At 43.4% G+C, this 16,712-nt stretch carries 11 protein-coding genes; 7 read left to right on the top strand and 4 right to left on the bottom strand.

What is annotated here, in order from left to right:
* Positions 1-216 precede the first annotated feature (216 nt).
* The gene (locus LQ226_RS14875; protein WP_231418736.1) at positions 217-1,554 is read right to left on the bottom strand and encodes an MATE family efflux transporter; all 1,338 of its coding nucleotides are present in this window, start codon (positions 1,552-1,554) and stop codon (positions 217-219) included.
* 62 nt (positions 1,555-1,616) lie between these two features.
* Positions 1,617-3,371, bottom strand: coding sequence for an alpha-glycosidase (locus tag LQ226_RS14880; RefSeq protein ID WP_231418737.1), 1,755 nt, complete (start codon positions 3,369-3,371; stop codon positions 1,617-1,619).
* Between the two features lie 343 nt (positions 3,372-3,714).
* On the opposite strand from LQ226_RS14880, the gene LQ226_RS14885 reads away from it, so the two are divergent.
* The 7 genes from LQ226_RS14885 (at position 3,715) to LQ226_RS14915 (ending at position 14,691) form a co-directional block, all read left to right on the top strand.
* The gene (locus LQ226_RS14885; protein ID WP_231418738.1) at positions 3,715-4,995 is read left to right on the top strand and encodes a sugar ABC transporter substrate-binding protein; all 1,281 of its coding nucleotides are present in this window, start codon (positions 3,715-3,717) and stop codon (positions 4,993-4,995) included.
* A 129-nt stretch (positions 4,996-5,124) separates the two neighbouring features.
* A complete protein-coding gene (locus tag LQ226_RS14890) occupies positions 5,125-6,429 on the top strand; it encodes a sugar ABC transporter permease (RefSeq protein ID WP_231418739.1) in 1,305 nt (434 codons plus the stop codon).
* Positions 6,429-7,271 carry a sugar ABC transporter permease gene (locus LQ226_RS14895; protein ID WP_284526849.1) on the top strand — a complete coding sequence of 281 codons (843 nt, stop codon included), beginning with the start codon at positions 6,429-6,431 and terminating at the stop codon, positions 7,269-7,271. Before LQ226_RS14890 ends, LQ226_RS14895 begins: the two co-directional genes overlap by 1 nt.
* A 68-nt stretch (positions 7,272-7,339) precedes the next feature.
* Complete coding sequence (locus LQ226_RS14900) at positions 7,340-8,878, top strand: alpha-amylase family glycosyl hydrolase (RefSeq protein ID WP_231418740.1); 1,539 nt, start codon at positions 7,340-7,342, stop codon at positions 8,876-8,878.
* A 21-nt stretch (positions 8,879-8,899) separates the two neighbouring features.
* A complete protein-coding gene (locus LQ226_RS14905) occupies positions 8,900-11,269 on the top strand; it encodes a glycoside hydrolase family 31 protein (protein WP_231418741.1) in 2,370 nt (789 codons plus the stop codon).
* Between the two features lie 24 nt (positions 11,270-11,293).
* Positions 11,294-12,337 (top strand): LacI family DNA-binding transcriptional regulator, encoded by a 1,044-nt coding sequence (locus tag LQ226_RS14910; protein ID WP_231418742.1) that lies wholly within the window; start codon positions 11,294-11,296, stop codon positions 12,335-12,337.
* 65 nt (positions 12,338-12,402) lie between these two features.
* Positions 12,403-14,691 carry a glycoside hydrolase family 65 protein gene (locus LQ226_RS14915; protein ID WP_231418743.1) on the top strand — a complete coding sequence of 763 codons (2,289 nt, stop codon included), beginning with the start codon at positions 12,403-12,405 and terminating at the stop codon, positions 14,689-14,691.
* 506 nt (positions 14,692-15,197) lie between these two features.
* Here LQ226_RS14915 and LQ226_RS14920 read toward each other — a convergent pair.
* Together LQ226_RS14920 and yppF are read right to left on the bottom strand one after the other, a co-directional pair.
* Positions 15,198-16,073 (bottom strand): SDR family oxidoreductase, encoded by an 876-nt coding sequence (locus LQ226_RS14920; RefSeq protein ID WP_231418744.1) that lies wholly within the window; start codon positions 16,071-16,073, stop codon positions 15,198-15,200.
* Positions 16,074-16,212: 139 nt separating this feature from the next.
* Positions 16,213-16,407, bottom strand: coding sequence for a YppF family protein (yppF, locus tag LQ226_RS14925; RefSeq protein WP_231418745.1), 195 nt, complete (start codon positions 16,405-16,407; stop codon positions 16,213-16,215).
* Positions 16,408-16,712 lie beyond the last annotated feature (305 nt).

Below are 16,712 nucleotides of genomic sequence, written 5' to 3' on the forward strand. Positions count from 1 at the left end.
CCTTCATGCAGATCAACCGCTTATGTCCCGAGGGTCTGGGGCATCGGAGCTGGATGATAACAAAAGCGGAAATGCCCTGTTTAGACCCGGCAGGCAAATTATATGAAATATGAATTAAAAAGAAGCTACTCCAAACTTAGGAGTAGCTTCTTTCACGCCCTAACGCACCAAAGGGTGTCTGACACGCTGATCTTCTTTAGAGCGTTAACGTGAGAGTTAGACGAAGGCTTTTTGCTTCCATTTCCTCTTCTTCCACCTCCTCGTCATAAGGAGCCCGCGGAGCCATTCGTCTGTGATGAAGCCGATCCAGATTCCGGCTAGTCCCATGTTTAAGTAGAGGCCGAAGAACCAGCCGAAGGTTACGCTGATGCCCCACATGGATAGAATTCCGATGATAACGGGGAATTGGACATCGCCTGCTGCACGGAGGGAGCTGATGACGGTTAGGTTTGTTGCTCGGCCTGGTTCTAAAAGGATGGTCAGGAGCAGTAAAAGTGAGCCTTTCTCGATAATAGCTTCATTGGATGTGAAAATCCCGAGTAATGCATCGCTAAAGAAATAAACGATGATCGACATTCCGACAGAAATTCCAATGGCTAATCTGGCGCTTTTGAGTCCTTGTTTATAGGCATCTTCTAATCTCTTAGCACCAATATAGTGCCCTATCAGAATCTGGGTTCCCTGACCGATGGCAATGGCCGCGAGAAAGATAAACATCATAATATTTTGCGCATACACTTTCGTTGTGATGGCCGTTGTCCCCATTTGGGCAATGAAATACGTAATAGCAATTTGGCTTGCGTTATAGGAGAGCTGTTCACCGGCGGAGGGGACGCCAATTCTGAGTAGTCCGTAGACGTGTTTCTTCTGGTAACGGAAGAATGAACGAAGCGGAAGTTCCCCTTCACTTCGCTTAATTAGCAATCCAATTAAGACGATGAAGCCGATAAAGCGACTGATTGCAGTGGAATAGGCGACTCCTTCCACGCCAAGGACAGGAAATCCAAACGGACCGAATATAACAAAGTAGTTTCCGATCACATTGATAATATTCATTCCGATCGTGACGTACATCGCATCTTTCGTGAAGCCGTAATTTCTTAGCACAGCTCCAGTGGTCATTATCAGGGCTTGTATGAAAATCAAGCCTCCGACGATACGCAAATACAGCTGCGCCTCATCCATTAGCTCCCGAGGAAGATCCATAACTCGAAGGATGGGTTCACTGAAGAGATATAATCCTGTGCTCAATAGGAGAGAGAACCATAAATTCAGACTTAACGAACTGATCGCAATGGATCCTGCTTCTTCGTCCTTATTCGCTCCAAGATGCTGGGCAACGAGAATACCGGCTCCGGTTGCGACGAAGCCAAACATCACAACGACCACGGATAGAATCTGATTTGACACCCCTACAGCTGCTACAGAGTGATCGGAATATTGACTGAGCATCAGTGTATCGGCATTTCCCATTAACATATGGAGCATGATTTCTATAAAAATGGGCCAGGTTAACGAGAAAAGGGTCATTTTCGTTTTGGATTGTGCCTTCATAATGGGGGCTCCTCATAAGCAGAAGGAAAGAGGCATCCCTATGGATCCCTCTTTCTCTGACTTTAATAGTGAATGATTTGAAACTGGTAAGGTTCTAATGTAGTAGAATTAGACAAATCTAACGTATCCCCACTCCATACATCCGTCCCTTTTAGGTCTTGATAAGCTTCTGGAATCGGGATGGATCTTGATGAATCGGTGGGATTTAAAATAAACAGAAGCGTGGTATCTGCATTTGATTTTTTGTAAATAAGCGTATTCTGTTCAGGGTCTGCATGCAATACGCGGAAGTCTCCGTGATTCCCGAATACTGGAATGTCTTTACGTAATTGAATGAGCTTCTGAACGAAGGTAAACATCTCACGGTCCTGGTCTTCTTCCTCCCAAATCATACACTTGCGACAACCTGGATCATGGTCGCCTGTCATCGCAATCTCATCTCCGTAGTAAATGCAAGGTGTTCCAATAAAGGATAGCTGGAAGAGGAAGAGTTGCTTCACTTTATCTTTATCCTCTTTACTTTCTGTCAGAATTCGCGGTGTGTCATGACTGCCAAGCAGGTTAAACTGGACTTCATTTACGTTGTCTGGATACATATGAAGTACTTTCGTTAATTCATCGGAGAATTCTAAAGCGTTCATTTTTTCTTTGGCGAAGTAGTTTAAGGAAGCTTCTGTGAACGGGTAGTTCATGACCGCATCAAATTGGTCTCCCTCTAACCACGGCATCGAGTCATGCCAAATCTCACCTAAAATGTACGCGTCCTTTTTAGCTGATTTCACGACGGATCGGAATTCTCTCCAGAACTGATGATCGACCTCATTCGCAACATCTAAGCGCCATCCATCGATATCAAATTCTTCTACCCAGTAGCGGGCGACCCCAAGAAGGTAATCTTTTACTTCAGGGTTTTCTGTATTTAACTTAGGCATCGATTTCTCAAAGGCGAACGTATCATAATTTGGGTGAGGCTCTTCTTGAAGAGGGAACTCTCTCGTATGGAACCAATCTTGATAAATCGAATCTTCACCATTTTCTAAAACATCCTGAAAGGCAGGGAAGTAGTAACCGCTATGGTTAAAGACCGCATCAAGCATGACACGGATGCCTTTCTCATGACAGGTATCTACTAATTTCTTAAAGGTTTCTTTATCCCCAAATTGAGGGTCAATTTCATAGTAATCAATGGTGTCATATTTATGGTTCGAATAGGCTTTAAAGATCGGCGTCATGTAAATGCCTGTAATGCCTAATTCAACTAAGTAATCAAGATGTTGTATAATCCCTTCAAAGTCACCGCCAAAGAAGTTGTCGACTTTTGGCTCTTCACTGCGCCAGGGAACGGTACCTTCTGGATTCAATGAAGGGTCTCCGTTTCCGAATCGCTCAGGGAAAATCTGATACCATACTGTATCTTTCACCCACTCAGGAGGCGTGAAGACATCAATTCCATTAAGGAAAGGGAAAGCAAAATAAAAGCCCATGTCTTCTGATGTTGGTTCATCTAGAAATCCTTTTTCTCCGTACACGATCGATTCTTGGCTGTCTGTCAGTTTAAAGCCGTAGCGAAGGCGGCGGTAGGGAGGTTTTACAGAAGTGAACCAATAATCAAACAAAGCGTCAGTGCCAGAACACGTCATAGGAGATTTTTCATATTGCCATCCACTTTTCTTCTCAAAGTGATAGGGGTCTCCGTGAATCAGTTCGATTTGATCGACATCTCCTTTTTTAGTACGTAAGTAAAGATGAAGTTCTTCTTTCGTATAGGCATAGGCAAAGTTGTTCGTTGGACGATGGTAAATTGCTTCTCGTAGCATAAAGCCACTCCTCTTCAGTAGTTTACGAATCTATAAGCAAGCGCTTGCATGTTCTTTGATACTTAAAGGCTATTTTAATCGGATAAAGATGTCAATTAGAAAATACCAGATTCAAAAAGCGATTCAGAGAACTAAAATGTTTGGAAAAGCCTGCTTGTCATAAGGTTGACACATTAATTTTGAAAAAATTAAAAAAAGTATTTGTGTCATGAGAAATTATATGTATAATAAAGGTAAGACAAGTGCAACCGCTTACACAAAGCGTCAATTAATCTAGAAAACTATATTTTTTTAGAGTTTAATGCAAACGGTTGCAAAAGATCAAAAGGGGAGGTCAATTGTAATGAAAAAGTTTCTGATGCTTTTACTTGCAATGGTACTATCCGTTGGAGTTCTTGCTGCTTGTAGCGGTGACAACAGTTCCGACGGCGACGAAACAGCTGAAGGAGGGTCAGGTGACAGCGGAGAATCCACTGAAGGAGAATCTGACAAGCCTGATACACTTAAGATTTGGGTAAATGACGATGATAAACAGGTTGAAGCTATTACAAAGATTACTGATAAATACACAGAAGAAACAGGAATTAACATTGAGATGAATCGTATTAGCATGACAGACCAAGTAGAGAAATTAGACTTAGATGGTCCTACTGGTAACGGTCCGGATCTATTCTTCCAACCTCATGACCGTTTAGGAAACCTTGTTGTACGTGGTCTTGCTGAGCCAGTTGATCTAGGTGACGCTAAAGACGGATTCACAGATACAGCAATTAGTGCGATGACTTATGATGGTGACATCTGGGGTGCACCAGCTGTAATTGAAACGTATGGTCTTTTCTACAACAAATCTATGATCGACAAAGCTCCTGAAACAATGGATGAGCTGATGACGATTGCAGAAGAACAAACAAGTGGTGGAAACTATGGATTCTTAGCTGAATTAAACAACTTCTACTTTGCTTATCCGTTCTTCGCTGGTCCTGGAGGCTATGTATTTGGTAAAGAAGACGGTACGTACGATGTAAATGACATTGGATTAGATAATGAAGGCGCTGTTGAAGGTGCTGGTAACATTCAAACATTCTTCACAGAAGGCTATATTCCAAAAGAAGTAAACCCTGATATTATGAACGGTTTGTTTAACGACGGTAAAGCAGCGGTTGTTATGACAGGCCCATGGTCTCGTCCTGGTTACGAAGAAGCACTTGGCGATGACCTTGGCGCGGCTCCGCTTCCTAAAGCGAATGGTGAGCGCATGCAATCCTTCGTAGGGGTGAAAGCTTGGATGCTTTCTTCTTTCTCTGAAAACAAAGAATGGGCTACAGACCTTATGAAGTTTATGACAAACGAAGAAAATGCGATGACTTACTATGAAATGGCTGGAGAAATTCCTCCACGCACAGCTTTACTTGAAGACTCAGCAATCGTTGAGGATCCAATAACTGCAGCGTTTGCAGAGCAAACAAACTACGGTGAGCCAATGCCATCTGTTCCAGCGATGCAACAAGTTTGGGAACCAGCGGGTAACGCTCTTCAATTCCTAGCTCAAGGGGATGACCCGAAAGCAGTTATGGAAGAAACCGTACAAATTATTAAAGATCAGATCGCAGCAAGCGGTCAGTAACAAGAAGGGTGGATAGGAGGGGGCTCTCCTATCCACTTATTATTCAAAATTTGAGCAACCGCTTGCACGGCGGTAAGCCACTTATCTCCTGCTATAAGGAGACCATGAAGCACAAAGGGGGAAACGAGTATGCCACAACCATCACCTGCTACCAAAGATGTGAAGCAAAAAGATCATAACGTTAAACTGGCTACAATCCTCTCGCTTGTATTTGCAGGTTTAGGGCAAATCTATAATAAGAGACTACTAAAAGGAATTATCTTCATCATCATTGAAGCAGCTTTCCTGATCACTATGTTGAACTTTATCATTCATGGGGTGTGGGGCTTCATTACGTTAGGTGAAGTAAAAGGGGAAGACCATTCCATTATCTTATTAATAGAAGGGCTCGTTAGTTTAATCGTGATCGCCTTTGCTGTTACGCTCTATGTGTATAACATCATTGATGCCAAGCGCGATGCACGCCTGTTAGCTCAAGGGGAGCGAGTACCATCTGTACGTAAACAAATTAAAGATGCCTATGATGCAGGTTTCCCATACATGATGGTCGGACCTGGTCTAATTATGCTTGTATTTATTGTTGTATTACCTCTTGCCTTTATGATTTCATTAGCTTTTACCGACTACAACTTATACAATTCCCCGCCAAGAAATTTACTTAGCTGGGTAGGGTTCCAGAACTTCGTTGATCTGGTATCGATATCAATTTGGAAGAAATCTTTCTTAAATGTATTGAGCTGGACCATTGTTTGGACAGTCGTAGCAACGACTTTACAAATTGCTCTTGGACTATTCTTAGCGCTTCTAGTTAATGATGAGCGTGTGAAATTTAAGAGAACGATTCGTACGTTCTTAATCCTTCCTTGGGCCGTTCCAGCTTTCGTAACGATCCTAATCTTCTCTGCGATGTTTAACGATACATTCGGTGCGATCAACAAAGATATCTTAAGCCAGTTCGGTCTGATGATCCCTTGGTTAACAGACCCAACGTGGAGTAAAGTCGCTTTAATTATGATTCAGACATGGCTTGGATTCCCGTTTGTGTTTGCGTTATTTACAGGGGTTCTGCAAAGTATACCAAGAGATATGTACGAAGCAGCTGATGTTGATGGGGGGACGCGTTTACAGAAATTCCGTTTCATCACATTCCCACACATCATGTTTGCCACTGCGCCGCTACTCATCATGCAGTATGCGCAGAACTTTAACAACTTTAATATTATCTATCTATTTAACGAAGGTGGGCCAGCCGTGCGTGGTCAAAATGCCGGCGGTACCGACATTCTCATTTCGTGGGTTTACAAATTAACGTTCGATACGAATAACTACAACATGGCAGCGGCCATTACCATTATTATGGGACTTGTTGTTTCTGCCTTTGCATTCTATCAGTTTAGAAAAACAGCAGCCTATAAAGAGGAAGGTGAGATGTAATGAATAAAAAGACAAAATCTCGGCTTGAGATGGGATTCATATACGCGTTTATTTTGTTCATGTTCATCATAATCGCCTATCCGCTCCTGTGGACAGTCGGAATTTCGTTAAATCCAGGTACGAATATGTTCTCATCTTCCATGATTCCAGAGAACATTACATTTGAACACTATAAATGGTTGTTTACAGATCCAAGCAGTGATTACTTGATCTGGTATAAGAACAGTGTATTCGTAGCCGTTGTAAACTCTGTAGCGTCCGTTATCATTACGTCATTTGTAGCGTATGCATTCTCTCGTTACAAGTTCGTTGGACGAAAGAACGGACTATACGCATTCTTGCTTCTTCAAATGTTCCCGGCATTAATGGGAATGGTAGCTCTATACATTCTTTTAAACCTAATTGGATTACTAGACAACTTATGGGGCTTAATCTTAATTTACGTAGGCGGTCAAATTCCATTTAACGCATGGCTTGTTAAAGGTTACTTTGATACGATCCCTCGTGAATTAGATGAAGCAGCACGCATGGATGGTGCGGGACACTTCCAGGTATTCTTTAAAATCATGCTTCCTCTTGCGAAGCCGATCTTAGCGGTAGTGGCGCTCTTTAACTTTATGGCTCCATTTACAGACTTCTTATTACCGCGAATTGTGCTTTCAAGTCCTGAGAACTTTACATTAGCTCTTGGATTATTCAACTTTATCAACAACCAGTTTGCCAATAACTTCACTCGATTTGCGGCTGGGTCTATCTTAATTGCCATCCCGATTGCGCTCGTATTCTTATTCTTACAGCGTTACCTCATCTCCGGATTAACATCTGGTGCAACAAAAGGGTAATGGCAGAAGGCTACTATTTCATGTATTCTAGAGTTTGAGAGAATACGATCCTAAAGGAGGAGCGGAAAATGAAAAAGTGCGTGTTGACTACGCTCGTCATGATTCCGTTTCTTCTTTTTTACGCCTTCGGAGCCGAAGCTGCGGAAAAAGAAGAAGGAAGCTGGCAAGATGAGTTAATGTATTTTATTATGGTCGATCGGTTTAACAATGGGGATACTTCGAATGATTACAATGTAGACCCAAAAGACCCCAAAGCCTATCAAGGTGGGGATCTTGAAGGAATTATTGAGAAGCTTGATTACATTAAAGATTTAGGTTTTACATCGATTTGGATTACACCGATTATGGAAAACGAACCAAAGGGCTATCACGGCTACTGGATTAGCGATTTTAAGAAAGTAGACGAGCATTTTGGAACGATGGAAGATGCGAAGAAATTAGTAGAAGAAGCTCATAAGCGGGATATGAAAGTGGTCTTTGATTTTGTAGTGAACCACACAGGCTATCAACATGAGTGGCTCACGGATCCGTCGAAAGAGGATTGGTTCCATGAAGAGTCTCGCATGGTCGGAAGTTCACAGGACCAGCTTGAGAATTCCTGGCTTTCAGGTCTTCCGGATTTAAATACGGAAAACCCGGAAGTAAAAGAATACTTATTTGATGCAGCTGAATATTGGATAGAAGAAACAGGAGTAGACGGCTTTCGTTTAGATACCGTCAAGCACGTGCCAAAAGACTTCTGGAAGGAGTTTAGTGAGCACGTCAAAAGCATTGATCCTGATTTCTTCTTAATGGGTGAAGTGTGGAGCGAGGATCCACGCTATATTGCCGGTTATGAAGAAGTAGGCATTGATTCGTTCGTTGACTATCCATTTTTTGAAACCGCTACCCAAATCTTTAAAGAGCCGGGTCAATCGGTATCTGAACTCGGAAATGTGTGGCAGCGGAATTTAGCGTTCTATGAAAACCCTCACTCGCTCGGAACGTTCATGGATAACCATGACAACAAGCGTTTTACAAGACTTGCGAATGAGGCGAAGCAAAACCCGATTACACGCTGGAAGCTCGCTCTTACGTACATGTATTCAGCTCCAGGTATGCCGATTGTCTATTACGGGTCTGAAATTCCATTAGATGGAGGAGATGATCCAGATAATCGTCGCATGATGAATTTCAAAGCTGGAGACGAAGAATTAAAGCAACATATGGAGCAACTCGCTGCGATTCGGAAGGAGTTTCCGGTACTGACCCAAGGGGATTTTGAGCAAGTCATTGATGAAGGTGCCTTTGGCGTATTCAAACGAACCTATGAAGATCAAACGGCGTATGTGGCCATTAATAATAGTAAAGAAACGAAATCAGCTGTACTCGGCGAAGTCGTTGAAGGACAGCAGCTCAGAGGGCTGATTTACGATTCGATCGTACGAGATAATGGTAGCGGAGAGTATGAAATTGGACTTGACCGTGAAACGGCGGATGTCTATATAGTCGAAGAAGATACAGGGCTCAACTGGATTTTCTTTGGAGTACTCGCTCTTGTTATGGGAGGCTTTATAGCATTTGTTGTTCTTACTAGCCGTAAGAACAAGAAAACTCAATCAGAGTAATGGTAGAAAGGAGGGAATGGAATGCTTGAAGATACAAGTTTCGCCATACATCCTGGGCAGAATCTGGCAACAGAACATGCGTTGTATCAGGATGTTGGAAGTATTACATCCATTCAGAGAAGGAATGGTGGGGTGACGTTCACGTGTGAAAGGGCTTATGTTCATCTTCAATTCTATCGCTCGGATATTATCCGAGTTGTGATGGACAGAGCGGGGCTACCGGAGCTTAATTCGACTCCGGCCGTGGTTGCTCACCCTGAGGAAGTCGATTTTACGGTGGAAGAAACGGAAGACAGGGTTCAAATCACTTCGGATCGGCTTGTAGCATCTGTTGAGAAGAAATCATTTCGATTATCGGTATTCACTCCCGACGGACAAGAGCTTGTAGGGGAAGGCAATCGAGGCATTGGTTTTAAGGAGACAGGTGAAGTGATTTGCTTTAAGAAAATGGAACCTGAAGATCGTTTTTACGGATTCGGGGAGAAATCCGGTTTCTTGGATAAGCGCGGAGAATCGTTGACGATGTGGAATACAGATGTCTATGCTCCTCACAACCCGGAAACAGATCCTTTGTATCAATCCATTCCTTACTTTATGGCATTACGAAACGGACGGGCTTACGGGATTTATTTTGATAATCCTTCAAAGACCACCTTTGATTTAAAAACAGAAAAAGAAACGTACTCCTTTAAAGGAGAGAGCGGAAAGCTTGATTATTACGTCTTGGCCGGAGCAGAGCCTAAAGACGTAATTGAACAATACACGCACATTACAGGGAGAATGCCGATGCCACCAAAGTGGGCTATTGGCTACCACCAATCCCGCTACAGTTACGAGAGTGAAGAAGAGGTACGCGCATTAGCGAAGACGTTTAAGGAAAAAGAAATCCCACTAGATGTCATTTATCTTGATATTCATTACATGAACGAGTACCGTGTTTTCACCTTTGACCAAGATCGCTTCCCGAATCCAAAGAAGCTGGTAGAAGATCTGAAAGAAGATGGCATCCGCATCGTTCCCATTGTCGATCCAGGCGTAAAGAAGGATCCGGAGTATGACACCTATAAAAATGGTGTGTGGAATGATCACTTCTGCAAATATCTTGAAGGAGACCTTTATTTCGGTGATGTTTGGCCAGGGGTCAGCGCCTTTCCTGATTTCACAGATGGACGTACCAGAAGATGGTGGGGGAATTTACATCAATTTTATACAGACCTTGGCATAGAAGGCATTTGGAACGATATGAATGAACCGGCTGTATTCAATGAAACAAAAACAATGGATACAGACGTCATCCATAAACATGACGGTGATCCGAAAACGCATCGTCAGTTACACAACTTGTACGGTCTTCTGATGGGGAAAGCAACCTATGAGGGGCTTGAAAGGAATTTGGATGGGAAACGTCCATTTCTGTTAACAAGAGCTGGGTTTGCGGGAGTTCAGAGATATGCTTCTGTTTGGACAGGGGATAACCGGAGCTTCTGGGAACACTTGCAGATGTCCTTGCCGATGTGTATGAATCTTGGTTTGTCAGGAGTGGCATTCACAGGACCGGATGTGGGTGGATTCGCCCATGATACAAATGGGGAATTACTGACTCGCTGGACGCAAGTAGGAGCGTTTACTCCTTATTTCCGTAACCATTCAGCAATTGGAACCCTGTATCAAGAACCATGGCAATTTGGTGAGGAATATGAAACGATTATAAAACGGTATATTCAGTTGCGATATGAGTGGCTTCCACAGCTTTATTCATTATTCTATGAAGCTCATACCTCGGGTCTCCCGATTATGAGGCCTCTCATGCTAGAATATCCTAGTGATCCGAAAACCTATGGCCTATACGATCAGTTCATGATTGGTGACAATACGTTAGTGGCGCCTATTATGCAGCCAGAAGTCACAGATCGAGCTGTTTACTTACCAGGAGGAGAGTGGGTTGATTACTTCGGAGGTACGGTTTACGAAGGAGGCACAACTCATCTTGTGCATGCTGAGCTTGATACGTTGCCGCTTTTTGTGAAGAGAGGGACCGTCATTGCTAAACGTCCATCCGGAAAGCGTGCGAAGGAAGAACAACAAGAATTAGAGCTTCATGCTTATGCGCATACAAAAGGCAACTATGAAACGATCGTTTACGATGATGATGGGGAGACAACCAAGTATCGTAGGGGTGAAGCCATGAAGCTTGGAATATCCATAGAGTGTCAAGAAGATCAAGTAGCCATATCCATCAAGAATGAATTGGAATGGTCATTACCATATAAGAAGTGTTCCTTTGTCCTCCATGGTTTAGAAGATCATCAGAAAGTGCGGATAAATGGAGAGGTACAATCAGGAGTTTGGACCGAGCAGGGTTTGAAAGTAGACGTTACGACAGAATCCTGAATCGATGTTAAGAAGGTGAGAATAATGGGAATTACAATAAAAGACGTAGCAAAAGCAGCGAATGTTGCTCCTTCTACTGTTTCAAGAGTCATAGCCGATCACCCTAGAATCAGCATGGATACGAAGAAGCGGGTAAGGAGAGCCATGAAAGACTTAGGGTATCACCCGAATGTAAACGCAAGAAGTTTAGCCAATAAATCTACACAAGCGCTTGGCATTGTGATGAAGTCATCGGCCGATAAAGCACTTCAAAACCCGTTCTTTCCTGAAGTATTACGAGGAATTAGTTCAGTCGCTCATGAACTGGATTATTCTTTATATATCTCGACGGGTGAAACGGAAGATGAAGTGTATGAAGGTGTTCAGCGTATGGTTTATGGAAATCGTGTAGACGGCATTATTTTGCTCTATTCAAGAGTAAATGACAACGTGATTAACTTCTTACTTGAGAAAGATTTTCCGTTTGTTCTTGTCGGGAAACCGTGTGAACACATTGACCGCATTACGCATGTCGATAACGATAATGTGAATGCATCTATTGATATTACGAATGAATTGATTAACCAGGGCCACGAACGAATTGCGTTTATCGGAGGGGACACAGACTTAGTCGTCACACAAGATCGTATGCGTGGCTACGAGATGGCGTTAGAGAAAGCGGGTCTTCCACTCCGGGATGAGTACCAGATTCACAAGGAGTTCTTAAAGTCTGGTGGCCGTGAAGCTGTTCATCAGTTGTTTAAGCTTGATGAACCTCCTACAGGTGTCGTTATTGTCGATGACCTAATGAGTATCGGGGTAGTCACAATGCTTGAAGAGAATGGGATCAGAGTCCCTGATGATGTATCCATCGTAAGCTTTAACAATCTTTATATCTCAGAGATTACAAGGCCTTCTCTGACCACAGTCGATATCCAGATTTATAACTTAGGAAATCAAGCAGCCAAATGTCTCATTGAAAAAGTAAACAATCAAGATGAGCCAGCTAAGCGGATTATCGTACCTTATCAAGTGATTCGTCGCCAATCCAGTCAACATGTAAATGTGAACGGAGCTTCTACCTCATAGAGATCTAGAGAGCGTTATAAGAAATGCGGTTCCACATACTTTTAGAAGGGCAGAGGTGAGCCATTATGAAACGTATCATTGAAGTAGATCCATGGAAAGTCGTTGAAACAAGTCTCCATCCAGAAGACAATCGTCTGGCCGAAAGCTTAATGAGTATTGGGAACGGTCACATGGGGATGCGTGGCAATTTTGAAGAAACCTATACGGGAGAAACCCATGAAGGGACGTATATCGGAGGTGTCTATTACCCTGATAAAACCCGCGTAGGGTGGTGGAAAAATGGATACCCTGAATATTTCGCTAAAGTCTTAAATGCTCCAAACGTAACAGGGCTTCGAGTAGTTGTTCAAAATGAAGAGCTTGATTTACACACATGGAACGTGATGGAGTTCAAGAGGGAACTCGATATGCGACACGGCCTTTTGCGTCGATCGTTCACAGCTGAAAATGGGAATGGAGAGCATGTGCAAGTCGACGCGACACGGTTCTTCTCCATTGCTCAGCCAGAGCTTATAGCCATTCAATATGAGGTAACGCCTATTAACTTTAGTGGGACAATCTCATTCCAGCCCTTCTTAAACGGGGATGTGCGAAACGAAGATGCGAACTATGATGAAGACTTTTGGGAGCCAGTCCATCATGAGGTTTCTGAACAAGCGGGTGTGTTAACGATGAAAACCCGTAAGACAGAATTTGAAGTCTCAGCCGCTATGCGAACAGCGGTAGAGGGAGCGGACGACGTATCCATTCAGGCTATGGATGACCAGGAGGAATACATTGATAATGTCATGGATGTAGCCGTTACAGAAGGGCAACCGGTGACGTTCTATAAATACGTAGCGATTACCCAAAGCAGGGATTACGATTCTAAAGAACTCGCAGAGAAAGCTCAGGCCTTTGCAACAGAAGCGTTTGAAAAAGGGTATGACAAGTTGCTCCAAGAACACCAGGGAGCCTGGGAAAAGCGCTGGAAAAAGGCTGACGTAACAGTAGGCGGTGACGAAGAGGCGCAGCAAGGCATTCGCTACAACATCTTCCAACTGTATAACACGTATACAGGAGATGACCCTCGTTTAAATATCGGCCCGAAAGGATTCACAGGGGAAAAGTATGGTGGAAGCACCTATTGGGATACAGAGGCCTATTGCTTGCCTTTCTATTTAGGCACAGCGGACCCGGCGATTGCTCGTAATCTTTTAATCTATCGTTATAACCACTTAGATCAGGCACGGGCGAATGCACGTAAGCTTGGTTTAGAGGGAGCGCTTTATCCGATGGTCACGATGAACGGGGAAGAGTCTCACAATGAGTGGGAGATCACGTTTGAAGAGATCCATCGTAATGGAGCGATTGCTCATGCGATCTGGAATTATACGAACTATACCGGCGACACGGCTTACCTATCTGATTATGGGTTTGAAGTTCTAGCTGAGCTCAGCCGCTTTTGGGCAAGTCGTGTGAATTATAACCCTCGTAAAGACCGCTATATGATTCTTGGCGTGACGGGGCCAAATGAATATGAGAACAATGTAAACAATAACTGGTATACAAACCGTATTGCAGCGTGGACGCTTGAGTATACGCTAGGTGTAGCGTTATTCATTGAACGACAAGGTGGCACGCGCTACAATGAGCTGTTTGATCAGTTAGGTTTATCCTCTAATGAACTCGATCGATGGAAAGAGATCATTTCGAAAATGTATTATCCTTATGATGAAGAAACGGGAGTCTACCTGCAACAAGATGGGTTCCTTGATAAAGAAATCATGCCTGTTGGAGATCTTGAGGAGAAGCACCTGCCGTTGAATCAAAACTGGTCCTGGGACCGCATTCTTCGCTCTTGCTTCATTAAGCAGGCAGATGTGCTTCAAGGAATGTACTTCTTAAATCATAAGTTCACGAAAGAAGAGAAGAAGCGTAATTATAATTTCTATGAACCGATGACGGTGCATGAGTCCAGTCTTTCCCCTTGTGTACACTCGATCCTGGCAGCAGAACTCGGGTACGAGGAGAAAGCATATGAAATGTATGTACGCACCGCACGCTTAGATCTTGATAACTATAATAATGATACAGAAGACGGCCTTCACATTACGAGTATGGCCGGCTCCTGGTTATCCATTGTACACGGCTTCGCCGGAATGCGCGTAGTAGATGGAACCCTTCACTTTAATCCAATGATTCCAGAAGAGTGGAAGGACTATTCATTCAAGATCAACTTCCGCGGTCATCTTCTGAAGATTACGGTAAACCAGGATGAAACGACGATCGAACAAGAGGAAGGAACACCTCTAGAGCTCGTCCTAAATGAAGAAACACGTACCATCGAATCACCTGAAATGGCTACCCCCTAAATTCATTATAGATGCAAAAGCCCCCTCTTAACTGAGGGGGCTTTTGTGTGTTTTTGGGGGGAGTGTGAGGAGGAGGGGCGGCTCAAGTAGAGGGGGAAGGGCTCAAGCGTGAGGAGGTCGGCTCAAGTTGAGGGGGAAGGGCTCAAGTAGAGGGGGAAGGGCTCAAGCGCGAGGAAAGCGGCTCAAGTTGAGGGAGATTGACTCAAGCGTGAGGATAGTGGCTCAAAATATGGAAAAAGTGACTCAGGAGGTAAAATTAACAGCTCAAGTTGATAGAAAACGGCTCAACGTCAAAATCACTGGCTCAAATCCCCGGAAATTGGCTCAAGTCTAATCAAAAGCAACTCAAGTTCAGAGCAGGATCCTAGGCTTTACTGCGGTAGAAAAGTAAAGCGTGTCAGACACCCTGAGACCCGTTAAAGCACGAAAGGGTGTCAGACACTCTGCAACTCGTTAAAGCACGAAAGGGTGTCTGACACACTGTAGCTCTTTAATCTAATAAAGGATTACCCATTGACGATGGTGCCGCCGTTTACGTGTATCATTTGTCCGCTTACATAGGCTGCGTCTTGACTAGCTAAATAAACATAAGCCGGTGCTACTTCTTTCGGTTGGCCAGCTCGCTTCATCGGTGTATTAGAACCGAATTGAGATACTTTTTGTGCATCGAAGGAAGCGGGAATGAGTGGTGTCCAAATTGGACCTGGCGCCACGCCGTTTACGCGAATGCCTTTACTGACGAGTTGTTCAGATAAGGATCGAGTAAAGGCTGTAATCGCACCCTTTGTGGCGGAGTAATCGACTAAGTCTTTTGATCCTTGATACGCCGTGATGGAAGAGGTATTGATGATGGTACTTCCTGGTTTCATATGGGGGAGAGCTGCTCTTGTCATATGAAAATATCCAAATACGTTTGTGCGGAACGTTTTCTCTAATTGTTCAGATGTAATGTCTTCAAAGTTTTGCTGAGGATGTTGCTCAGCAGCATTATTGACTAGAATATCAATCCCATTAAACGTTTGCATGATTTCATTTACAGCAGTTTGGCAAAAAGACTCGTTCCCAAGGTCCCCTCCAATTAACAGGCACCTTTTCCCTTCACGTTCCACGATCGCTTTCGTATCATCGGCATCTTGCTTCTCATTCAAGAAAATAATGGCTACATCTGCGCCTTCTTTTGCGTAGTGGACAGCGACCGCACGACCGATTCCGCTATCTCCGCCTGTGATGACAGCGACTTTTCCGTTTAACTTTCCACTTGGTTTATAGGAAGGGTCAATAAATTCTGGTAGTGGGTTCATCTCATACTCGTACCCTGGTTGTTGGTTTTGATGTTGCGGGGGCTGGTTTTGTGATTGTTGGTTCTGTTGTTGTCCTGACATGATCAATGCCTCCTAAATTCTTTTCTCTTATCATGTCCGAGAGTTGGGAAATGAATGAAAGGGTGATGGAGAAAAGAGGTGGAAGTATGTGGAGGGAGGTATGAAAGCGCATATAAAAAACCGATGCAAAAAGCATCGGTTAGACCGTTTCGACTTCATTGTGAGAGGATGTAGCACCTTCTTCGTGTAAGTGTTGAAATAACTGACGATACGTATGACAATCAAGATCTCCATTTACATACAAGCGTTGACAATAGTCTAGTAACTCATTGGGTGAATCGGGTTGTTGGTTGAACTCCTTAACGTAGGATTGAAGCAGTTCTTCCAGGTGCATAATCATATTCCTCCTCATGGATTGTTACAGTATATGGTAACATACATAAAAGAAGATGGAAGAGGTTTAAAGAAAGTATCAATATTCAGAAAAGTACAAACTACTACAGTCACTTTATTACAATAAAGAACAGAAGCGTGTCTGGCACGCTTCTGTTCTTTAGAGTGTGAAAGGGTGTCAGACACACGGGTGTTGATTAACCAAATTATGTAAATTAAATTAGACAAAAAAAGCCACTCACTTTAAAATGTTTCTTACCACAGAAAACAAACAAAAAGTGAGTGACTTTATATGAACAAAATTAA

Origin of the sequence: Pontibacillus sp. HN14 (assembly GCF_021129245.1) — a bacterium.
Classification (GTDB): domain Bacteria; phylum Bacillota; class Bacilli; order Bacillales; family BH030062; genus Pontibacillus.